Genomic DNA, 22,114 nt, shown 5'->3' with positions numbered 1-22,114 from the left:
CGGAATTCGGTGAAAGGGAAGGCGGCGGGCGCCGCCTTCCCGTACGGCTTACTTCAGCTTCTTGGCATCGGCCGCCAGGGCCTCGGCCTTGTCCGTCTTCTCCCAGGAGAAGGCGGAGTAGGTCTTGCCATCGGCGCCCTTGATCTCGATCGGCTTGCGGCCGAAGTGACCGTAGGAGGCCGTCATCTGGTACATCGGGTGGATCAGGTCGAGCATCTTGATGATGCCGCCCGGGCGCAGGTCGAAGTGACGGCGCACCAGCTTCTCCAGGGACTGGTCGGAGACCTTGCCGGTGCCGAAGGTGGTGAGCATGATCGAGGTCGGCTCGGCCACGCCGATGGCGTAGCTCACCTGCACCTCGCAGCGGTCGGCCAGGCCCGAGGCGACGATGTTCTTGGCGACGTAGCGCGCGGCGTACGCGGCCGAGCGGTCGACCTTGGACGGGTCCTTGCCGGAGAAGGCGCCGCCGCCGTGGCGTGCCCAGCCGCCGTAGGAGTCGACGATGATCTTGCGGCCGGTCAGGCCGCAGTCGCCCACCGGGCCGCCGATCACGAAGTTGCCGGTCGGGTTGATGTGGAACTTGGTGGCCTTGGTCAGCCACTTGGCCGGCAGCACCGGCTTGATGATCTCTTCCAGCACCGCTTCGCGCAGGTCCTTGAGCTTGATGCTCGGATCATGCTGGGTGGACAGCACCACGGCGTCGATACCGGCGACCTGGTCGTCCTTGTAGCGCAGGGTGATCTGGCTCTTGGCGTCCGGGCGCAGCCAGGACAGGCCGCCCTTCTTGGCCTTGCGGATCTTGGCCTGCTGCTCCACCAGGCGGTGGGCGTAGAAGATCGGCGCCGGCATCAGCGCACTGGTCTCGTTGCAGGCGTAGCCGAACATCAGGCCCTGGTCGCCGGCGCCGATGTCTTCGGCGGCCTTCACCTTCCTGGAGGTGCCGTCCACGCCCATGGCGATGTCGGGCGACTGCTTGCCGATGATGTTGAGCACGCCGCAGGTGTGGCCGTCGAAGCCGACCTCGGTGTTGCTGTAGCCGATGCCGTTGATCACGCCGCGCGTGATGGCGTCGACGTCGATGTTGGCGGTGGTGGTGACTTCGCCGGCCAGCACGGCGACGCCCGTCTTCACCAGGGTCTCGCAGGCCACGCGGGCACGCGGGTCCTGCGCCAGGATGGCGTCGAGGATGGCATCGGAGATCTGGTCCGCCATCTTGTCCGGATGGCCTTCGGAAACGGACTCGGAGGTAAACAGGTATTCGGACATCGATGCAGCCCTCGAAATGGAAAACGGGAAGCTCAATCCGTTTATGCGGATGAGCGGATATTGTAAAGCCTGCGGGCGGAGGCCGCCATAGGGGGTGAATCCCGGGCGACGGGCGGCTAATCTTGCACAAAAAGCCGTTCCACCTGCCCGAAACCGCCCCAAGAATGCCCCCGACCCCTTCCAGCATGCTCGCCCTGGGCACGCCCGCGCCGGCTTTCAGCCTGCCCGACACCCTCAGCGGACGGATGCTGGGCCTGGCCGACCTCCAGGCGGAATGCGCCACGCTGGTCATGTTCATCTGCAATCATTGCCCTTACGTGAAGCACGTCAACGCCGAACTGGTCCGGCTGGCGCAGGACTACCAGCGCCGCGGGGTGGCCCTGGTCGCCATTTCCTCCAACGACGCCACCGCCTACCCGGAGGACGGCCCGGAGCAGATGACCCGGACCGGCCGTGAACTGGGCTATCCCTTTCCTTATCTGCATGACCCGTCCCAGGACGTGGCGCGGGCCTACAGCGCCGCCTGCACCCCGGACTTCTTCCTGTTCGACGCCGGCCTGAGGCTGGCCTACCGCGGTCGGCTCGACGGCTCCACGCCGGGCAACGGCCTGCCGGTCACCGGTGCCGACCTGCGGGCGGCGCTGGACGCGCTGCTGTCCGGGCGCGCCGTCGACGAGCGCCAGCAGCCGAGCCTGGGCTGCAGCATCAAGTTCCGGAAGGGCTCCTGACATGGAACTGCTGTCACAGCTGTTTCCGGCCACTGCCCGCGGCCTGCTCCATGCCCTGCTGATGTTCCTGCCGCCGCTGCTGCTGCTGGCCGACCACCGGGCCCGCTGGTGGTCGCGGCTGCTGTGGGCGCTGGCGACGCAGTTGTGCTGGCTGTTCGTGCTGCTCTACGCCTGGGTGCGCCAGCAGCGCTACCTGGGCGATCCGCAGCTGGCGGAATTCCCGCTGGCCGAGGCCATCGGCTGGTGGAGCTATGCCTTTCCCTGGATGGTCTACCTGGTGTTCCGTGCCATGCATCCGCCGGCGGTGAAGCCCGCGCCGCCGTAGGGTCTGTTAACGCTACCGCGATCGCAGCGATCGCGGTAGCGATAACAGGCCCTAGGTAATTTCCACTCCTTCCCGTCCTGTCGCCCAGGGTTTATGTTGGCGGCATAACGAAAGCTTCATATTCAGACGCGGGGAGGAGAACCCATGAAGGCCTTGGTGAGGCGCACGACGCTGTGCGCGGCTTTGCTGTTGGTGCTGGCCGGCTGCAGCGGTCGTTCGGAGCCGGTGGACGGCGAGTCCGGCGGGGGCGGCGGCAACGGCGGCACCAACCTGGTCGAGGCCGACTACCACACCCGCAAGACCCCGCCGCTGGCCGCCGGGCAGTTCGAGATCATCACGCTGTCGACGCTGCCCGAGGCGGTGACCGACGGCGACGTGCTGCTGGGGCTGCGCGGCCTGGCCGCGGGCGATACGTACAAGGTGATGCGCAACGGCGTCGACGTCAGCGCTGCCTTTGCGCGCACCGAGGGCGGGGAAGTGCGCGGCCTGGTGACCGGGCTGAAGAAGGGCAGCAATCGCCTGGCGGCGACCGTCGAGGGCGCGACCGGGACCCGCCGTGCCGAGCTGAGCGTGATCAACCATCCGATCACCGGGCCGGTGATCTCCGGCCCCCACCAGAAGCCCTTCATCTGCCGCACCGAGGACAATGGCCTGGGGGCTTCGATCGACGCCAACTGCTCGATCGTGACGCAGTACAAGTGGTACTACCGCTCGGTCGTCAACCAGGGCTTCACGGAACTGGCCGATCCCTATGCGCCGTACCCGGGCGACGTGATCATGACCGAGACCAAGGACGGCCGCGCCGTGCCCTTCGTCGTGCGCCTGGAGACCTCCACGATCAACCGTGGCATCGCGCGCCTGTCGGTGCTGGACGATCCGGCCGCACGCGGCCCCGACGCGCCCTTCGATGCCGCGCTCTGGGACGGCCACGTCTACTACGTCTTCGGCGAGTCCTGCGGCGTCGGCTACCAGCAGGGGCATAGCGATCCGAACCTGGTACTGGGCGCGCTGGCGCTGACCGAGTTCTCCGCCGACAACCTGCTGATCAACCTGGTGGGCATCGCCGACCGCCTGGCCAAGGGCGACCTGGTCGTGCACAACACGCTCAGTGCCTTCGGCAACCACTGCAATCCGCTGATCAGCGCCGAGACCTCGATGCTGATGAAGGAGCACATCATCGAGCGCTACGGCCCGGTGCGCTTCATGATCGGCACCAACGGCTCGGGCGCGGCACTGCAGCAGTACAACCTGGCCAACAGCTCGCCTGGCATCCTCGACGGCGCCATGCCCACGGCCAGCTTCGCCGACATCCTCAGCACCGCGATGACGGTGGCCGACTGCGGCCTGCTGCAGCACTACTACGCAACCAGTTCGCAGGGCTGGAGCGTACCCAAGCAGGCAGCGGTCAACGGCCACAACCTGCTGGTGGGCAACCAGTTGAATGCCATCTGCCAGTCCTGGGTCGATGCCTTCCTCGACCTGTTGAATCCGGAAACCGGCTGCGGCCCGGTGCCCGAGGCCGACCGCTATCGCGGCCCGGACAACCCCGCCGGCCCCAACCTCAAGGGCGTGCGCTGCACGGTGCAGGACGCCAACGTCAACATCTTCGGCCGCGATCCGGCCACCGGCTACGCCAACCGGCCGCTGGACAACACCGGGGTGCAGTACGGCCTGCAGGCCCTGCTCGACGGCGCGATCAGCGCCGAGGAGTTCCTCGACGTCAACCGCAACATCGGCGGCTTCAACATCGACGGCAAGCCGGTCGCGGAGCGCATGCGCATGAACGCGCAGATGGCGCGCACCGCCTACCTGCTTGGCGGCGTGATCGGTCGCGGTGCCCTGCACGAGACGCCGGTTCTCGATCATGCGCCCTACCTGGACCTGATCCCGGTGGCGAACATCCACGAGGCGGTGCGGCCGTTCACGATCCGCGCGCGCCTGGCCAAGTACAGCGGCCAGATCGCCACGCAGGGACTGTGGCGCGGCGTGGTGACGCAGGCCGACGGCTACCCGGTGATGGAGCAGTGGCTCGAAGCGCTGGAGTCGCAGCAGCCGGAGTATGGCGGCGACCACACCGCGGCGGTGACCGCGGCCAAGCCGGGCGCGGCGGCCGACCGCTGCACCTTCGGCACCATCGGCGGGCGCCTGGAACTGCCGGACGCGATCCTGCTGCCGCTGGGCCTGGCGCAGCTGCCGCTGCTGCCGCAGCTGGGGCCGCTGCACGACCTGATCCCGGAGTTCGACGTCAACATCCCGCTGCGCGTCGACCTGCCGGAGTTCTACAACGAGGACGGCAGCGGCCTGGGTGTCTGCTCCCTGGCGCTGCCGGTCACGCGCACGCCGCGCATGGTCGCCGGCATGCCGATGACCGACGACATCATCCGCTGCCAGCTGCGGCCGGTGGACGCGGCCGACTATGCCGGCAAGCTCAGCGAGGCGCAGGTCGCGGACATGCGCGCGATCTTCCCCGAAGGCGTCTGCGATTTCAGCAAGCCGGCCGCGGAAGACGTGGCGCACAGCCTGCTGTATCCGTCGCTGGGGGGCGAGCGCCAGGTGGCGCCGCATTCGCTGAAGTATTGGGTGGCACGCTCGACGCCGGTGCACTGAGCCGGCAGGAGGGAACCATGGACAAGACGACGATCCGGTTCGGGGCGGTGCTGCTGGCCGCGACGCTGGCCCTGGCCGGCTGCAGCCGCAGCAGCCCGGTGAGCGGCGGCGGCAGCACGCCGGCGGGTTCGGCCAAGCCCAGGACCTTCCGCATCTGTCCGGGCCCCGATGCGCAGAAGGAGAGCCTGATCGCCTTCTTCGACGCGCACGAGGGTGACACCATCGAGTACTGCGCGGGCCAGTTCGACTTCGACACCGGCCTGATCATGACCGGCAAGAAGGGCATCACGATCAAGGGTGCCGGCCGCGAGAAGACGATCCTGTCGTTCAAGGACAGCAGTGCCCAGGACGGCGTCAACATCAACCAGGTCGAGGGCATCACGGTCCAGGACCTGACGATCTACGACGCGCCGGGCAACGGCCTGCGCATCTTCCGTTCGAAGTACATCACCATCCGTGGTGTGAAGGTGGGCTGGAGCAATGCCGACCCGGCCTCGCCGAACTACGACGCCAGCCGCGAAAGCTGGCCGGACAACGGCGCCTATGCCTTCTATCCGGTGGTGTCGCAGCACATCCTGATCGAGGACTCGGTGTCGATCGGCTCCTCCGACGCCGGCGTCTACGTCGGCCAGTCCAGCGACATCCTGGTGCGGCGCACCGAGGCCTTCCACAACGTCGCCGGCTTCGAGTTCGAGAACACCTATCGCGCCGAGTTCGTCGACAACATCGCCCACGACAACGTCGGCGGCTTCCTGGTGTTCGACCTGCCGGGCCGCGTGCAGTTCGGCGAGAAGAACCTGGTCCACCGCAACAAGAGCTACAGCAACAACCTGCCGCAGTTCGCGCCGCACGGCGCCATCGTCGCGGTGATCCCGCCGGGCACCGGCATGCTGGTGGCCGCCGCCGACCAGGTCGAGTTCTACGACAACGAGATCTACGACAACAAGACCATCGGCCTCGCCATCGTGAACTACGGCCTGGCCGACGCGGGCGAGCCGGCCACCAACTACGATTTCTTCCCCGAAGGAATCCACATTTACAACAACAAGTTCCGCAACAACGGCTACGCTCCGGCGTTACCCGATCTGTCCCGCTCCAACTGCAAGGGCGGCCCGGGTATTCCCGCGGGTCTGCCCGGCCCCGGCGATTCGCCGGATTGCCTGGCTGACAACGCCACGCTGCTGCCGGCGATCATCCTGGTGAAGAATCTCGGCAAGTCCGCCCACATCGTCTGGGATGGCGCCGAAGACACCCCCAACGACTGTACCAAGGTACCGGTGGATGCCGACGGCATTCCGCTGAACCAGCCCAACCCGCACGACACCGCGCGCGGCGAAGCGCGCACCGACGAGCGCGGGCGGCCCAACCTGTACCAGTACGACCCGATCCCGGAGTGCAAGTACAACGCCTGGAAGTTCAACGAGGCCGGCGCGCTGAAGAAGCCGGCCAACGGCATGTGCATCGAGAACAACCAGTTCGAGAACACGCAGCTGTCGGGCCTGCTGGTCGACGACTTCGTCAACTTCAAGATGCGCACCGCCGATTTCGGCGAGATCCTGATGTCGGCCGTGCGCACGCAGCCCAAGGACTGTCCGACGGTGGCGCCTTCGCTGCTGCCGCGCTACGTGCCCATCCTCGGCAGCTACAAGCCCAACCCGGCCAATGATCCGCGGCCCAGCGATGCGGCCGTGACCGCGGCCTGCGGCAAGGCGCAGTCCGGCAAGCTGAACATGGAGGCCGTCCTCAAGTACAACTGCCCGCGGCTGGAGCAGTACGGGCTGTTCGCCGATCCGCAGGATCCCACCGCCGGGCCCAACGGCAACGGCATGCCGTTCACGCTCAACACGATCCTGTTCTCGGACTACGCCTCCAAGTACCGCTTCATGTTCCTGCCCGACGACAGCGGCGGGCGCCCGCAGAAGGCGATCTACCAGGACCACGGGAACTGCGAGACGCTGAACATCTACAGCTGCTACACCCAGACCCTGAAGTTCCCGGTGGGCACGGTGTTCGCCAAGACCTTCTCCTTCAAGTCGGGCGAGCAGGAGGACGTGGTCGAGACGCGCCTGCTGATCAAGCGCCAGAAGCCGGACGGCACGGTGTACTGGGTGGGCCTGCCCTACCTCTGGACCACCGGCAGCGACGGCCGGCGCGTGGCGGTGCTGAAGATCGAGGGCGACACCAAGGCGGTGAGCTACGACTACGACGACCCCGATCCGGGCGCGGTGACCGCCGCCGGCGAGCGCCGGCATTACACCGGCAGCGTCGAGAAGTACGCCATCCCCAACGCCGGCGCCTGCCTGGTCTGCCACAGCGGCGACGACCTGGAGGCCGGCTCGCCGCCGATCGGGCCGAAGGTGCGCAACCTCAATCGCGACAACGTCTTCCCCGACGTGGCAGGGCCGATGAACCAGCTGGCCTACATGAAGATGAAGGGCTACCTGGACCTGCCGGGCGAGCCGGCCAGCCTGGAGAAGATGGCGCGCTTCGACGTGCCGGGCAGCTCCGGCGCCACCGCCGACTCGCCGGAGGACATCCACCAGCGTGCGCGCGCCTACCTGGAGGTCAACTGCATGCATTGCCACAACCCGGCCGGCAATGCGCAGAACTCGGGCCTGCACCTGGAGTCCTTCACCGAGCCGATGGGGCAGGGCAATGGCGTCTGCAAGGTGCCGATCGCCGCCGGCAAGGCCGCCGACTTCGGCACCTACGACATCCAGCCGGGCAGCGCGGCCGAATCGATCCTGCCCAACCGCGTCGCCTCGACCCAGGCCGGCTCCAAGATGCCGCCGCTGGCGCGTTCGGTGATGCAGGTGGAAGCGGTGGACCTGCTCAACCGCTGGGTCAACGGCGTGGTGGCCGGCCATGCCGACCCGGAGGCGAATTATTGCGGCAGCCGTGCGGCCCCGGCTTCGGCGACTTCCAAGCAGGCGCCGAAGGCCCAGAAAGCGCCATTCGGCTGAGAAAACAGCCTGAAATAGTCCAGCCCGGCCTTGTGCCGGGTTTTTTTTGCTCTTTTTTTAACCATTTCTTGCCCCGGCGCCCGCAAACCCTGAAAATACGCACCCTTTTTTGTTCCCCTCCAGGCCGCCGCTCCCATGCCCGCGACGAACCGCTTCGAACTTGCCAACGCCATCCGCGCCCTGTCGATGGACGCCGTGCAGAAAGCCAATTCCGGCCACCCGGGCATGCCGATGGGCATGGCGGACATCGCCGAGGTGCTCTGGAACGACTACCTGAGCCACAACCCGGCGGACACGACCTGGGCCAACCGCGACCGTTTCGTGGTGTCCAACGGCCACGGCTCGATGCTGCTGTACTCGCTGCTGCACCTGACCGGCTACCCGCTGCCGATCGAAGAGCTGAAGAACTTCCGCCAGCTGCATTCCAGGACGGCCGGCCACCCCGAGTACGGCATCACCCCGGGCGTGGAAACCACCACCGGCCCGCTGGGCCAGGGCCTGGCCAATGCCGTGGGCATGGCGCTGGCCGAGCGCGTGCTCGCCGCGCGCTACAACCGCGACGGCCACAGCGTGGTCGATCACTACACCTATGTCTTCACCGGCGACGGCTGCCTGATGGAGGGCATCAGCCACGAAGCCTCCTCGCTGGCCGGCACGCTGGGCCTGGGCAAGCTGGTGGTGTTCTACGACGACAACAACATCTCCATCGACGGCGAGGTCGAGGGCTGGTTCCGCGACGATACGCCGGGCCGCTTCGAGGCCTATGGCTGGCAGGTGATCCGCAACGTCGACGGCCACAACCCGGCCGAGATCAAGAAGGCGATCGAGACCGCCCGCGCCACCCAGGACAAGCCGACCCTGGTCTGCTGCAAGACCATCATCGGTTTCGGCGCGCCGAACCTGCAGGGCAAGGAAAAGAGCCATGGCGCGCCGCTGGGCGAGGCCGAGATCAAGCTGGCCCGCGAGAAGCTGGGCTGGGCGCACGCGCCCTTCGAGATTCCCGAGCATGTCCGCGCCGGCTGGAGTGCGCTGGAAAAGGGCAAGGCCCGCCAGCAGGCCTGGACCACCGCCTTCCGCGCCTATGCCGACAAGTTCCCCGAGGATGCCGCCGAGTTCGAGCGCCGCATGCGCGGTGAGCTGCCGGCCGGCTGGGCCGAGCACGCCGCCGCCGCGCTGGCCGATGCCGCGAAGTTCGACAAGCCGGTGGCCACGCGCAAGGCTTCCAAGAACGCGCTGGACGCGCTGGCGCCCAAGCTGCCGGAACTGTTCGGCGGCTCTGCCGACCTGACCGAATCCAACTGCACCGACTTCAAGGGCTACAAGCCGCTGCGCCACGGCAGCCTCGACGGCAACTACGTCAACTACGGCGTGCGCGAGTTCGGCATGTCCGCGATCATGAACGGCGTCGCCCTGCATGGTGGCCTGATTCCCTTCGGCGGCACGTTCCTGACCTTCAGTGACTACGCCAGGAACGCAGTCCGCATGGCAGCGCTGATGAAGATCCGCAGCATCTTCGTCTACACCCACGACTCCATCGGCCTGGGCGAAGACGGCCCCACTCACCAGTCGGTGGAGCATGTCTCGTCGCTGCGCCTGATCCCGAACCTGAACATGTGGCGCCCCGGCGACCAGTTCGAGACCGCGATCGCCTGGCAGGACGCGATCGAGCGCAAGGACGGTCCCTCGGCGCTGGCGCTGACGCGCCAGAACCTGGTGCCGCAGGCGCATTCCGAGCAGCACTTCGTGGACGCCCGTCGCGGTGGCTACGTGCTGTGGGAGCCGGCCGCCGCCGCCCAGGGCATCATCATCGCCACGGGTTCGGAAGTGCAGCTGGCGGTGGATTCGGCGAAGAAGCTGGCCGAGCAGGGGATCGACGTGCGCGTGGTGTCGATGCCCTGCGCCGAGATCTTCCGCCGCCAGGATGCCGCCTACCGCGAATCCGTGCTGCCGAAGGCGCTGCGCAAGCGCTACGCCATCGAGGCCGGCGTGTCGCAGTACTGGCTGGGCTTCGTCGGCGACGAGGGCGAGGTCCTCGGCGTGGACACCTACGGCGAATCCGCGCCGCTGGCGGCGGTCATGAAGCACTTCGGCTTCACCGTCGACAACGTCGTGGCCAAAGTCGCCGCGCTGCTGGGCAAATGATTGGAGGGGCGCCGCGAGGCGCCCTTTTGTTTTCACCTGATGCTGCGGATGAGCCGCAGTCTTTGAACCCGAGGAAATGAGATGACCGTCAAAGTAGGTATCAATGGCTTCGGCCGCATCGGCCGCAACGTGCTGCGCGCCGCGGTGCAGAATTTCGGTGGCGACATCGAGATCGTCGGCATCAACGACCTGCTGGAGCCGGACTACCTCGCCTACATGCTGGCGTACGACTCCGTGCACGGCCGCTTCAAGGGCGACATCAAGGTCGAGGACGGCCAGCTGGTGATCAACGGCAAGAAGATCCGCCTGACCCAGGAGCGCGACCCCGCCAACCTGAAGTGGAACGAGATCGGCGCCGAAGTGGTCATCGAGTCCACCGGCCTGTTCCTCGACAAGGCCACGGCACAGAAGCATCTCGACGCCGGCGCCAAGAAGGTGATCATCTCGGCGCCGTCGAAGGACGACACCCCGATGTTCGTCTACGGCGTCAACCACAAGACCTACGCCGGCCAGGCGATCGTCTCCAACGCCTCCTGCACCACCAACTGCCTGGCGCCGCTGGCCAAGGTGCTGCACGACAAGTGGGGCATCAAGCGTGGCCTGATGACCACCGTGCACGCCGCTACCGCCACGCAGAAGACCGTCGACGGTCCGAGCAGCAAGGACTGGCGCGGCGGCCGCGGCATCCTCGAGAACATCATCCCGTCCTCCACCGGCGCGGCCAAGGCCGTCGGCGTGGTGATCCCGGAGCTGAACAAGAAGCTCACCGGCATGGCCTTCCGCGTGCCGACCTCCGACGTCTCGGTGGTCGACCTCACCGTGGACCTCGAGCGCGAGGCCACCTACGAGGAGATCAAGGCCGAGATGAAGGCACAGAGCGAAGGCGCCCTCAAGGGCATCCTCGGCTACACCGAGGACAAGGTCGTGGCGACCGACTTCCGCGGCGATGCCCGCACCTCGATCTTCGACGCCGAGGCCGGCATCGCCCTGGACAAGACCTTCGTCAAGCTCGTGAGCTGGTACGACAACGAGTGGGGCTACTCCAACAAGTGCCTCGAGATGGTCCGCGTCGTCGCTGCCAAGTAACCAGCAGAGGACCGTGAAGGGGAGACGGGAGACGCAATCTCCCTCTCCCCTTTCTTGCGTCCCCCGTCGCCTTTCTCTCGTTTCACGGAGTAAAAAATGACCGTCCTTCGCATGTCCGACCTCGACCTGACCGGCAAGCGCGTGCTGATCCGCCAGGATCTCAACGTGCCGATCTCCAACGGCCGCATCACCTCCGACGCGCGCCTGCGCGCCTCGCTGCCGACGCTGAAGCTGGCGCTGGAGAAAGGCGCCTCGGTGCTGGTGGTGTCGCACCTGGGCCGTCCCAAGGCCGGCCGCTTCGATCCGGAGGCGTCGCTGACCCTGGTCGCCGCCTGGCTGTCGGAGAAGCTCGAGCGCACCGTGCCGCTGGTGACCAACTGGATCGACGGCATTGCCATGGAGCCGGGGCAGATCGCGCTGGGCGAGAACACCCGCTTCCTCAAGGGCGAGAAGGACAACGACGAGGCGCTGTCGAAGAAGATGGCGGCGCTCTGCGACGTCTACGTGATGGATGCCTTCGGCACCGCGCACCGCGCCGAGGCCTCGACCCATGGCGTGGCGAAGTTCGCGCCGATCGCATGCGCCGGCCCGCTGCTGGCCGACGAGCTGGATGCGCTGGGCAAGGCCCTGGCGCATCCGAAGAAGCCGCTGGCGGTGATCGTCGGCGGCAGCAAGGTGTCGACCAAGCTGGACCTGCTGGAGAACCTCGCCGACGTCGCCGACCAGCTGATCATCGGTGGCGGCATCGCCAACACTTTCCTGGCCGCCATGGGCAAGCCGGTGGGCAAGTCGCTGCACGAGCCCGACATGCTCGACAAGGCGCGCTCGATCCTGGCCAAGATCCAGGCCCGCGGCGGCGACATCCCGCTGCCGGAAGACGTGGTGGTGGCCTCCGAATTCTCCGCCGAGGCGCATGCCGAGGTGCGCAGCGCCGACGAGGTGGAGTCCGACGAGATGATCCTCGACATCGGTCCCAAGACGCGCAAGAAGCTGGCCGCGCTGCTGAAGTCCTGCGGCACCATCGTCTGGAACGGCCCGGTCGGCGTGTTCGAGTACGACAGCTTCGCCGGCGGCACCAAGGCCATCGCCGAGGCCATCGCCGCGGCGGAGGGCTTCTCCCTGGCCGGCGGCGGCGACACCCTGGCGGCGATCGACAAGTTCAAGGTCGCGGACCGCATCAACTACATCTCCACCGGCGGCGGCGCGTTCCTCGAGTTCCTCGAGGGCAAGAAGCTGCCGGCGGTCGAGATCCTGGAACAGCGCGCCAAGGGTTAAGCCCGCTCCGCTCGCGACCATGACGGACACCCCGCCCTGGCCGCGGCCGGTACTGCGCCTGCTGCGCGCCGAGCATGGCCATGGCGGCCGTGACGAGCGCGTGCGCGACTGCGGGCAGCTGCTGTTCGACTACGGCGTGCAGCGCTGCCGCTACGGCGAGCCGGCGGTCGGTGAGCACGGGCAGGGCTTCCTGCTGCGCGATCCGGCCGCCGAGGATGTCGGCTTCCGCAGGCTGCTGGCCTTGGGGCTGGTGTCATTCGACCCCAAGCGTCCCTCGCTGCTGACGCCTCACAGCGAGCGCGACTGGCTGCGCCTGATGGCCGAGCCCTTGCCGGCGCTGCAGCGCGAGGGCTGGCAGATCGACGTCGACCATGACTTCAGCTTCCGCCTCTGCGATCCGGCGCCGGACTGGCTGCTGAAACTGGAGGAGGGCGAGGGCCGTGACTGGTTCGGCGTGGCGCTGGACGTCGACGTGGAAGGCGAGCGCCTGCCGCTGCTGCCCCTGCTGACGGCCTTCCTGCAGGACCCCCGCGCCGGCTGGACGCCGCAGAAGATCGCGGCGCTGGACGACCATGCGCCGCTGCTGCTGCGCGACGAGGCCGGCGACCGCTGGCTGCGCGTTCCGGCGGGCCGCCTCAAGCCGGTGCTGCGGGTGCTGCGCGAACTGTTCGATTCGCCCTGGCTGGATGCCGGCGGTCGCCTGTGGCTGCCGCGTCCGCATGCGCTGATGCTGGACGAACTGCTGCACCTGCCGCAGCTGCGCTTCGACGGTGCCGCACCGGGGCCGCTGGCCGGCGTGGTCGAGGTGGCGCCGCCGCAGGGGCTCAACGCGCAGCTGCGCGGCTACCAGCAGCAGGGCCTGAACTGGCTGCAGTTCCTGCGCGTGCAGGGTTTCGGCGGCGTGCTGGCCGACGACATGGGCCTGGGCAAGACCCTGCAGGCGCTGGCGCACCTGCTGCTGGAGAAGGAGAGCGGCCGCATGGACCGCCCCTGCCTGGTGGTGGCACCGACCAGCCTGATGTTCAACTGGCGCCGCGAGGCAAAGCGCTATGCGCCGGCCCTGCGCGTGCTGGTGCTGCAGGGCCAGGACCGGCGCCTGCGCCACCACGAGATCGCCGACCACGACCTGGTGCTGACGACCTACCCGCTGCTGGCGCGCGACTTTGAGGCGCTGTCGAAGCACGAGTACCACCTGCTGGTCCTCGACGAGGCGCAGAACATCAAGAACGCCCGCTCGCAGGCGGCGCAGAAGGTCAGCCAGCTGCGCGCGCGCCACCGGCTGTGCCTCAGCGGCACGCCGATGGAGAACCACCTCGGCGAGTTCTGGTCGCTGCTGAACTTCCTGATGCCGGGCTATCTCGGCAGCGAGGCGCAGTTCCGCCAGCGCTACCGCAAGCCGATCGAGCAGCACGGCGACCAGGACGCGCGCGAGCAGCTGCTGCGCCGCATCAAGCCCTTCCTGCTGCGCCGGACCAAGGCCGAGGTCGCCACCGAACTGCCGCCGCGCACCGACATCATCCGCAGCGTGGCGCTGGAGGGCGCGCAGCGCGAGCTCTACGAGACCCTGCGCCTGTCCATGGACCAGCGCCTGCGCGAGGAAATCGCCGCGCGCGGCCTGGCGCGCAGCCACATCGTGGTGCTCGACGCGCTGCTGAAGCTGCGCCAGGTCTGCTGCGATCCGCGGCTGCTGAAGCTGGAAGAGGCCGCCACGGTGCAGGAGTCGGCCAAGCTGGAGCTGCTGATGGACCTGCTGCCGGAGATGATCGAGGAAGGCCGCCGGGTGCTGCTGTTCTCGCAGTTCACCAGCATGCTGGCGCTGATCGAGGAGCGCCTGCGCACGGCCGGCATCCGCTACCTCAAGCTCACCGGCGAAAGCCGCGACCGCGAATCCCTGGTGGAGCGTTTCCAGCGCGGCGACGTGCCGCTGTTCCTGATCAGCCTCAAGGCCGGTGGCACCGGCCTGAACCTGACCGCCGCCGACACCGTGATCCACTACGACCCGTGGTGGAACCCGGCGGTGGAGCAGCAGGCCACCGACCGCGCGCACCGCATCGGCCAGGACAAGCCGGTGTTCGTCTACAAGCTGCTGACCGAGGGCACGGTGGAGCAGAAGATCGCCGAGATGCAGGAGCAGAAGCGCGCCCTGGCCGACGCCCTGCTGGCCGAGTCGGGCAGCATCGCCGGCTGGGGCGAGGAAGAGTTGCGCGCCTTGTTCGCCGCCCAGCCCTGAAGCGGTACCCGCGGCCCTGGCAGGGGTGTAAGGTGAAGCCGGGTTTGGCGACCGGGGTTCGACCATGAAAGTCGGCATACTGGGGTCCGGTATCGTGGCGCAGACCCTTGCGGCCGGCTTCCTTCGCCATCGCTACGAAGTCATGCTGGGCTCGCGCCAGGCCGGCAAGCCCGCTGGGTGGCTGGCGCAGCACCCGCAGGCCCTGTCCGGCGATCTTGCCGCGACCGCCGCCTGGGGCGAGCTGCTGGTGCTGGCGGTCAAGGGCACGGCGGCGCTGGATGCCCTGCGCCTGGCGGGTGGCGGGAACCTGGCCGGCAAGATCCTGATCGATACGACCAATCCCATCGCCGACGCACCGCCGCAGCATGGCGTGCTGCGCTTCTTCACCACTCTCGACGATTCCCTGCTGGAGCGCCTGCAGCGCGAATTCCCGGCGGCGCGGCTGGTCAAAGCCTTCAACTCGGTGGGCACCGCCGCGATGGTCAACCCGGTCTTTCGCGAGGGCCGGCCGACCATGTTCATCTGCGGCAACGACGAGGGTGCCCGGCGCTGCGTCACCGGCGTGCTGGACCGGTTCGGCTGGGAGGCCGCCGACATGGGCCATGCCGAGGCGGCCCGGGCGATCGAGCCGCTCAGCATGCTCTGGTGCATCCCGGTGTTCCTGCGCCACGAGTCCGGGCATGCCTTCAAGCTGCTGCTGCGGGGCGATTCCGCCCCCTGAACGGAGGTTCGTGGTGCCCTGAGGGCCGCCATCCTTTAAACTGGCGGACACACTGAAATTTTCGAGGACCGCCCCGTGCGCTTCCAGGGTACCGATACCTACGTCGCCACCAACGACCTGATGATGGCCGTCAACGCCGCCGTGACGCTGCAGCGCCCGCTGCTGGTCAAGGGCGAGCCCGGCACCGGCAAGACGCAGCTGGCGCGCGAGATTTCCGCCGCGCTCGGCCGTCCCTTCATCGACTGGGCGATCAAGTCCACCACCAAGGCGCAGCACGGACTCTACGAGTACGACGCGGTGTCGCGCCTGCGCGACTCGCAGCTGGGCCACGAGTCGGTCAAGGACATCCGCAACTACATCGTCAAGGGCAAGCTCTGGGAGGCCTTCGACAGCGACGTCGCGCCGGTGCTGCTGATCGACGAGATCGACAAGGCCGACATCGAGTTTCCCAACGACCTGCTGCGCGAACTCGACCAGATGGAGTTCTATGTCTACGAGACGCGCGAGACGGTGAAAGCGCGCCATCGCCCGATCATCATCATCACCTCCAACAACGAGAAGGAACTGCCGGACGCCTTCCTGCGCCGCTGCTTCTTCCACTACATCCGCTTCCCGGACAAGGACACGATGCAGCAGATCGTCGACGTCCATTTCCCGGGCCTGAAGAAGCACCTGATCAAGGAAGCGATGGAAGTGTTCTTCGGCCTGCGCGACATTCCCGGCCTGAAGAAGAAGCCCTCCACCTCCGAGTTGCTGGATTGGCTCAAGCTGCTGCTGGCCGAGGACATCGATCCGTCCGTGCTGCACGACGCCTCGACCAAGAAGAGCCTGCCGCCGCTCTACGGCGCCCTGCTGAAGAATGAAGCCGACGTGCATCTGTTTGAACGCGTTGCCTTCATGGCAAGGCGTTCATAACAGTCCTCATCGAGCCTGTCCTGAGTGTCCGCGCCCTGGCGCGGATGTATCGAAGGATGCATCTGTTTGAACGCGTTGCCTTCATGGCGCGGCGTTCGTAAGGCCATCTGCAACGAAAAACGGCGCCCGAAGGCGCCGTTTTCGTTGGGGTCGTCGATCAGACGAACAGGAAAGCCACCGTCCGTACCAGTTCGGCGATCGCGGCATCGGCGCTGGTGTGGCAGCGGTCCTGCATGCCGCTGATGCGCAGCCATACGCCGGTCGCGTTACCGGTCTTGTGGCTCGGGTGCTCCTGGCTCAGGGAGATCGACAGCTGCGGCGTCTTGGGGTCGATCTGCACGCGCATCGACACCTCGCCGCTGCGGCGCGACACGTTGAAGTAGCGCACCCGAGGGTCGTTCTTCAGCTTCTGCTGCAGGCCTTCGCAGTACACCAAGATCTTTTCCCACTCCGCGCGCATGCGCATCTCGTGATCCTGCCGGTCCTGCTGCTCGCGGTCGCGGTGTGCCCGGATCGAGCGGGCCATGCCTTCCAGCGGATCGGCGTCGCTGCCGGCGCGGGTCGTTTCGACCGGCTTGGGCGGCTCCAGGTCCGGCATGATGAAATTGAAACCGGCGATCGGCGACGACGGCAGCGCGGCGGCCGGCGGCGGTGCAACCGGCGCGGGTGGCGCGAGCGGCGGTGCTACCGGAGGCGGAGCAGGGGCTGCGACCCGGCCAGGCGGCGGAGCCGGGATGATCGGGTCATCCGGCGGGTTGGCCAGCGGTATCGTCGCATCGGGCGGCGGCAGCGGATGCTGCCCCAGCGGCACCGTCATGATCGTCGTGGCCATGCTGTCGGGCGGGATGATCTGGTCGTGGAACTCCAGACGTTGGGCGCCGATGTAGATGACATCGCCGTTCTTCAGCGGCGCGCGGCTGATGCGCTGGCCGTTGAGGATCGTGCCGTTGCTGCTCTTGAGGTCCTCGACGAAATAGCGGCCGTTGACGAAGCCGATCATGGCATGTCGACCCGACGCGAAAGTGTCAGGCAGCACGATGTGGTTGTCCGGCCGGCGACCGATCGAGAGCGACGTCTGGCCCAGCGGCCATTCCTCGGTCGAGGCCCCCGACTTGCGGATGATCTTTGCCATCTCGGTTCTAAGTCCTGATATGGAAGCGAATCCTCGTTGCGACATTGTCGGCAGGCCCGGGGGTACATGCAAATGGATGGATCGGCCCGCCCCCACCGCGAAGCCGAAACCCGGGCCCGTGACCGGGCCGACACTGTCGTCCGGGTGTGCAAGATTCGCGCCTTCCGCCGGCCGGGGGCAAAACCCTGGATGGGGCTTGCAAACTGACAAAATTGGTCAGCTTGTGCCCCCTCGAAGGCCCTGCCCTGCCGCAGCGGCGGCGGCGCTCAGGCGAGCAGGAAGGCCAGTTCCCGGATCAGCTCGGAAAGCGCTTCACGGGCGGTTTCGTAGCAGCGGTCATGCTGGCCGCTGCGCCGCAGCCAGAGGCCGGTCAGGGCATGGCCCTTGTCCTCGGGGTGATCCATCGACAGCTGGGTGAACTGGATCGGGCTGTCCGGGGAGCGCTGGGAGCGGATGATGAGGTCGTTGTTGCGGCGCGAGATCGTGAAGTAGTGCACCCGCGGGTCGCCGTCCAGCTTCAGCTTCAGCTGCTCGGCGTAGGTCACCGCCAGGTTCCACTCGCCGCGCAGGCGCTCCTGCACCTGCTCGCGCTCGCTCTGCTCGCGCTCCCGGTGCGAGCGGATCGACCCCACCAGCTGGTCGAGCATGTGGGTGGGGGTGGGATCGGGAGCCAGGCCCAGGGACTCCGCCGGGGCGTCGGGCAGGGCCGTGAACCGGTCCAGCCCGTCTATCGGTGCCGCCGGTGTCGCCGCTGTCGGCAGCGGTGGGAGCGCTACGGCCGGCCGCGGTGCCGGCGGGGCTGCGACCGGGGGCGGGGTGGCCGGCGGTGCCGCCGCCCTGGGCGGAACCACGACCGGGGTGACCACCACCGGGGGCACCACCAGCGGCGGGCGGGTGCTGGCCGGCTTGGCTGCCGGGGCCGCCGGCTTGGCGGGGATGGGAGCTGCCGGCCGCGCCGGCGCCGGATCGATGAACTCCAGGCGCTGCAGGCCGATCAGGATGGTGTCGCCATGGCGCAGCGCCGCCTGCTGCACGGCGGAGCCGTTGACGCGGGTGCCCTGGGAGGTCTTCAGGTCCTGGATGTAGTGGCGGCCGTCGGCGAAGCCGACCACGGCATGCAGCGGCGCGGTATAGGCGTTGTCGATGACGATGTTGTTGTCCGGGCGACGTCCGATGGTCAACTGGAACGAGCCCAGTTCGATCTCCTCCGGCCCGTTCCGGGTGCTTCTGACAATCTTCGCCATGACCCTGAAGGTTTTCCTGCGTTGGGTGGCTATTGTCCTTGCCGCGGGCATGCCGGTAAAGACTTGTTCGGGGGACGGGGTAAACTGCCGCGACAAAGAGCATGGGGAAGCAATGAGTCAGGACAGCCAGTTCAGCCTGTTGCGGCAGCGCCGCTTCGGTCCGTTTTTCCTGACCCAGGCCCTGGGCGCCTTCAACGACAACGTCTTCAAGAACGCCCTGGTCATCCTGGTGGCCTTCGGCATCGCCGGGCTGGCGCAGGAGCAGGTCAACTTCTACGTCAACCTGGCGGCGGTGCTGTTCATCCTGCCGTTCTTCCTGTTTTCCGCCACGGCCGGCCAGCTGGCCGAGAAATACGAGAAATCGCGCCTGATCCGCGCGATCAAGCTGCTGGAGATCGGGATCATGGCCCTGGGCGCCTTTGGCCTGTGGCTGTCCAGCATCCCGGTGCTGCTCGGCGTGCTGTTCCTGCTGGGCTTCCAGGCCGCCCTGTTCGGGCCGGTGAAGTACGCCATCCTGCCGCAGCACCTGCGCGAGGAGGAACTGATCGGAGGCAACGCCTGGGTCGAGGCCGGCACCTTCCTGGCGATCCTGCTGGGCACGGTGCTGGGCGGCTGGCTGATCGCGCAGCCCGGTGGCGCGCACTGGGTCAGCGCCGTGGTGGTCGGGCTGGCGCTGCTCGGCTATCTCGCCTGCCGCGCGATCCCGGTGGCGCCGCCGGCGGCGCCGGAACTGCGCATCAACTGGAACCCGCTGACGGAGACCTGGCGCAACCTGCGCTTCATGCAGACCAACCGCACGGTATTCCTCTCCGTGATGGGTATCTCCTGGTTCTGGTTCTTCGGTGCCGCCTTCCTGTCGCAGATGCCGACCTACGCGCAGCAGATCCTCGGTGGCGACCCCTCGGTGGCAACGCTGCTGCTGACGCTGTTCTCGCTGGGCATCGGCGCTGGCTCGCTGCTGTGCGAGCGCCTGTCCGGGCACAAGGTGGAAATCGGCCTGGTGCCGCTGGGCTCCATCGGCCTGACGCTGTTCGGCATCGACCTGTACCTGGCGCATCCGGCAGCGGCGCAGGTCACCGGCCTGTCCGCGGGCGCCTTCCTGCAGCAGGCGGGCAGCTGGCGCGTGGTGATCGACCTGGTACTGATCGGCGTGTTCGGCGGCTTCTACATCGTGCCGCTCTACGCCCTGATCCAGACCCGCTCGGACCCGGGGCACCGCTCGCGCATCATCGCCGGCAACAACATCCTCAACGCCCTGTTCATGGTCGTGGCCGGTGGCCTGGCCGTGGTCCTGTTCAAGGCCGGCCTGACGATCCCGGAGCTGCTGCTGGTGGTGGCACTGATGAACGCGGCGGTGGCGGTGTTCATCTACTCGCTGGTGCCCGAGTTCCTGATGCGCTTCCTGGTGTGGTTGCTGACGCGCAGCCTCTACCGCATCGAACAGCGCGGCATGGAGAACATCCCCGAGGAAGGGCCGGCGGTGCTGGTCTGCAACCACGTCAGTTTCGTCGACGCGCTGATCCTAGGCGGCAACATCCGCCGGCCGGTGCGCTTCGTGATGTATCACAAGATCTTCCGCATCCCGGTGCTGAACTTCATCTTCCGCACCGCCCGCGCGATCCCGATCGCGCCGGCCAAGGAAGACGAGGCCCTGATGCACAAGGCCTTCGAGGACATCGCCGCGGCGCTGCAGGCCGGAGACGTGGTCGGCCTCTTTCCCGAGGGCGGCCTGACGCCCGACGGCGACATCCAGGGCTTCCGCGCCGGCATCGAGCGCATCGTCGAGCGCACGCCGGTGCCGGTGGTGCCGATGGCGCTGAGCGGCCTGTGGGAGGGCATGTGGTCGCGCCGCGACAGCCGTCTGCGCCGCATGCGCCTGCCGCGGCGCCTGCGCGCGCGGATCGGCATGAGCGTGGCGCCGGCGGTACCGCCGGCCGAGGTCAGCGCCGCCGACCTCGAGCGGCGCGTGCGCGAGCTACGCGGCGCGCACCCCTGACTCAGCGCAGTCTCAGCGCGCCGGGGCGGCCGGAGCGTAGCGCCGCAGCAGCAGGTGCACCGGCAGGTACAGCACCACCAGCAGCGCGATCATCTCGGTGGCCACCCAGGCCAGCGGCGGCATCCAGGACTGCGGCGCCACGTCGCTGAAGCCCCAGACGTAGTTGACGTTGACCGGCGCGATGCCGTGGTTCGCCGAGGGTGCGGGCAGGAACAGGAAGCTGATCCACACCAGTACCCAGGCGATGGCCGTCCACAGCCACAGCGCGCGGCGGTCGTAGCCGCTGCGCATCACCAGGTAGACCAGCAGGATCGGCAGCCAGCCGTGGAACAGCGACAGCCCGCGCAGGTACAGCGGGCGGGCCTCGTCGAACATGTAGGCGGTCATGCCGGTGAGCTGTCCGCCGGCCAGTTCGAAGACGAAATCGAGCAGCCACAGTGCCTGCGAGGCGAGGATGCCCACGGCCGGCAGCGAGATCAGCAGCGGGGTCTCCAGCCAGACGCCGGCCAGGGTCAGGAACAGGGCGACGTCGCAGAAATACAGGAAATTGGTCGGCCCGTAGTGGTGCCAGTAGACCGGCACCAGGATCGCCATGAAGGCGGTGTAGCCGAGCTTGACCGCCATCGGAATGCGGCCCGCGGGCAGCGCCTGTGTCGTCATCGATGTTCTCCCTGTTTCCCGGTCGTCACTATAAATGCAGCGGAGCCGCCGCTCACGGGCGATGCACGTCGCGGTAGCGCAGCATGTCCAGCAGGCGCTGCTCCCGCGCGTCGTCGAAGCCGCAGCGGCCGTCGAAGCGCTCGGGGTTCTCGTAGGTGCCGAACAGCATGTCCCACCAGACGATGTCGCCGTAGTTGTTGCGGTGGCGTCCGTGCTGGTGGTGGACGCGGTGCATCTCCGGGCGCTGGAAGAACCAGCCGACCCAGCGCGGCGTGCGGACATTGGTGTGGTAGAAGAACTCGCCGATCGCCGTGCAGGCGGTATATGCCGCTCCTGCCGCGGGCGACAGCCCCAGCAGGGTATAGACCAGCAGGCTGCCGATCAGCGAATTGACGATCATCTCGCCGGGGTGCTTGTAGAACGAGGTGATGACCTCGATGCGTTGCGGGCTGTGATGGATCTGGTGGAACAGGCGCCACAGCCAGTCGTTTTCGTGGCGCCAGCGGTGCCACCAGTAGAAGACGAAAGTGGCGATGAAGTAGGCGATCAGGCCGCCGGCCACGGGCGCGACATGGTCGGACAGGTGGAACAGCGACCAGGACGAGAGCCAGCGCTCCCAGCTCAGGCCGGCCAGCAGCACCACCCCCAGCTGGGCAAGGTTGACCAGCACCACGCGCAACGGCCAGCCGCGCACCCGCGGCAGCGCCCAGCCGGGGATGGCGCGCTCCAGCAGGAAGCAGCAGGCCGCCAGCAGGAAGAGCCAGGGCAGCATGGCTAGGGCCTGAAATGGACAGCGATCAGTTGTGTCGCGCAAAATGCCCCGC

At 67.6% G+C, this 22,114-nt stretch carries 16 protein-coding genes; 11 read left to right on the top strand and 5 right to left on the bottom strand.

The genetic code is table 11. The annotated features are described in order from the left end of the window. Nucleotides 1–48 precede the first annotated feature (48 nt). Complete coding sequence (gene metK, locus D0B54_RS20710; RefSeq protein WP_117293731.1) at nucleotides 49–1,266, bottom strand: methionine adenosyltransferase; 1,218 nt, start codon at nucleotides 1,264–1,266, stop codon at nucleotides 49–51. A gap of 164 nt (nucleotides 1,267–1,430) precedes the next feature. On the opposite strand from metK, the gene D0B54_RS20705 reads away from it, so the two are divergent. The 10 genes from D0B54_RS20705 (at nucleotide 1,431) to D0B54_RS20660 (ending at nucleotide 16,258) form a co-directional block, all read left to right on the top strand. Next, nucleotides 1,431–1,994, top strand: a complete 564-nt coding sequence (locus D0B54_RS20705) for a thioredoxin family protein (protein ID WP_117293729.1) — start codon at nucleotides 1,431–1,433, stop codon at nucleotides 1,992–1,994. A gap of 1 nt (nucleotide 1,995) precedes the next feature. Then, nucleotides 1,996–2,319, top strand: a complete 324-nt coding sequence (locus D0B54_RS20700; protein ID WP_117293727.1) for a hypothetical protein — start codon at nucleotides 1,996–1,998, stop codon at nucleotides 2,317–2,319. Between the two features lie 144 nt (nucleotides 2,320–2,463). Further along, nucleotides 2,464–4,926, top strand: coding sequence for a DUF6351 family protein (locus tag D0B54_RS20695; RefSeq protein WP_117293725.1), 2,463 nt, complete (start codon nucleotides 2,464–2,466; stop codon nucleotides 4,924–4,926). Nucleotides 4,927–4,943: 17 nt separating this feature from the next. Then, nucleotides 4,944–7,889: a parallel beta-helix domain-containing protein gene (locus tag D0B54_RS20690; protein WP_117293723.1), complete on the top strand. Its 2,946-nt coding sequence runs from the start codon at nucleotides 4,944–4,946 to the stop codon at nucleotides 7,887–7,889. Between the two features lie 135 nt (nucleotides 7,890–8,024). Next, entirely contained in the window at nucleotides 8,025–10,031 is a 2,007-nt protein-coding gene (gene tkt, locus D0B54_RS20685) for a transketolase (protein ID WP_117293721.1), read from the top strand. Nucleotides 10,032–10,112: 81 nt separating this feature from the next. Continuing rightward, the gene (gene gap / locus D0B54_RS20680; RefSeq protein WP_117293719.1) at nucleotides 10,113–11,117 is read left to right on the top strand and encodes a type I glyceraldehyde-3-phosphate dehydrogenase; all 1,005 of its coding nucleotides are present in this window, start codon (nucleotides 10,113–10,115) and stop codon (nucleotides 11,115–11,117) included. Nucleotides 11,118–11,213: 96 nt separating this feature from the next. Beyond that, complete coding sequence (locus D0B54_RS20675; protein WP_117293717.1) at nucleotides 11,214–12,392, top strand: phosphoglycerate kinase; 1,179 nt, start codon at nucleotides 11,214–11,216, stop codon at nucleotides 12,390–12,392. Between the two features lie 19 nt (nucleotides 12,393–12,411). After that, a complete protein-coding gene (locus tag D0B54_RS20670; protein ID WP_117293715.1) occupies nucleotides 12,412–14,622 on the top strand; it encodes a DEAD/DEAH box helicase in 2,211 nt (736 codons plus the stop codon). 64 nt (nucleotides 14,623–14,686) lie between these two features. Then, on the top strand, nucleotides 14,687–15,343 hold the full coding sequence (locus D0B54_RS20665; RefSeq protein ID WP_117293714.1) for an NADPH-dependent F420 reductase: 657 nt from the start codon (nucleotides 14,687–14,689) through the stop codon (nucleotides 15,341–15,343). A gap of 120 nt (nucleotides 15,344–15,463) precedes the next feature. Next, nucleotides 15,464–16,258, top strand: a complete 795-nt coding sequence (locus D0B54_RS20660) for an AAA family ATPase (RefSeq protein WP_117295413.1) — start codon at nucleotides 15,464–15,466, stop codon at nucleotides 16,256–16,258. 157 nt (nucleotides 16,259–16,415) lie between these two features. Here D0B54_RS20660 and D0B54_RS24635 read toward each other — a convergent pair whose 3' ends face one another. Together D0B54_RS24635 and D0B54_RS20650 are read right to left on the bottom strand one after the other, a co-directional pair. Next, complete coding sequence (locus D0B54_RS24635) at nucleotides 16,416–17,390, bottom strand: FHA domain-containing protein (protein WP_205527196.1); 975 nt, start codon at nucleotides 17,388–17,390, stop codon at nucleotides 16,416–16,418. 266 nt (nucleotides 17,391–17,656) lie between these two features. Next, nucleotides 17,657–18,634: an FHA domain-containing protein gene (locus tag D0B54_RS20650; RefSeq protein ID WP_162932597.1), complete on the bottom strand. Its 978-nt coding sequence runs from the start codon at nucleotides 18,632–18,634 to the stop codon at nucleotides 17,657–17,659. A 112-nt stretch (nucleotides 18,635–18,746) separates the two neighbouring features. Here D0B54_RS20650 and D0B54_RS20645 point away from each other — a divergent pair, with 112 nt between their 5' ends. Continuing rightward, on the top strand, nucleotides 18,747–20,630 hold the full coding sequence (locus tag D0B54_RS20645; RefSeq protein ID WP_117293710.1) for an MFS transporter: 1,884 nt from the start codon (nucleotides 18,747–18,749) through the stop codon (nucleotides 20,628–20,630). A gap of 12 nt (nucleotides 20,631–20,642) precedes the next feature. On the opposite strand, the gene D0B54_RS20640 is transcribed toward D0B54_RS20645, so the two are convergent. After that, nucleotides 20,643–21,290, bottom strand: a complete 648-nt coding sequence (locus D0B54_RS20640) for a hypothetical protein (RefSeq protein ID WP_117293708.1) — start codon at nucleotides 21,288–21,290, stop codon at nucleotides 20,643–20,645. Between the two features lie 52 nt (nucleotides 21,291–21,342). Beyond that, complete coding sequence (locus tag D0B54_RS20635; RefSeq protein ID WP_117293706.1) at nucleotides 21,343–22,062, bottom strand: sterol desaturase family protein; 720 nt, start codon at nucleotides 22,060–22,062, stop codon at nucleotides 21,343–21,345. Nucleotides 22,063–22,114: the final 52 nt, after the last annotated feature.

This window comes from Solimonas sp. K1W22B-7, from assembly GCF_003428335.1.
In the GTDB taxonomy this organism is placed as follows: domain Bacteria; phylum Pseudomonadota; class Gammaproteobacteria; order Nevskiales; family Nevskiaceae; genus Solimonas_A.
Note: the sequence above shows the minus strand (reverse complement) of the source record. Positions and strands in the feature narration are given on the sequence as shown.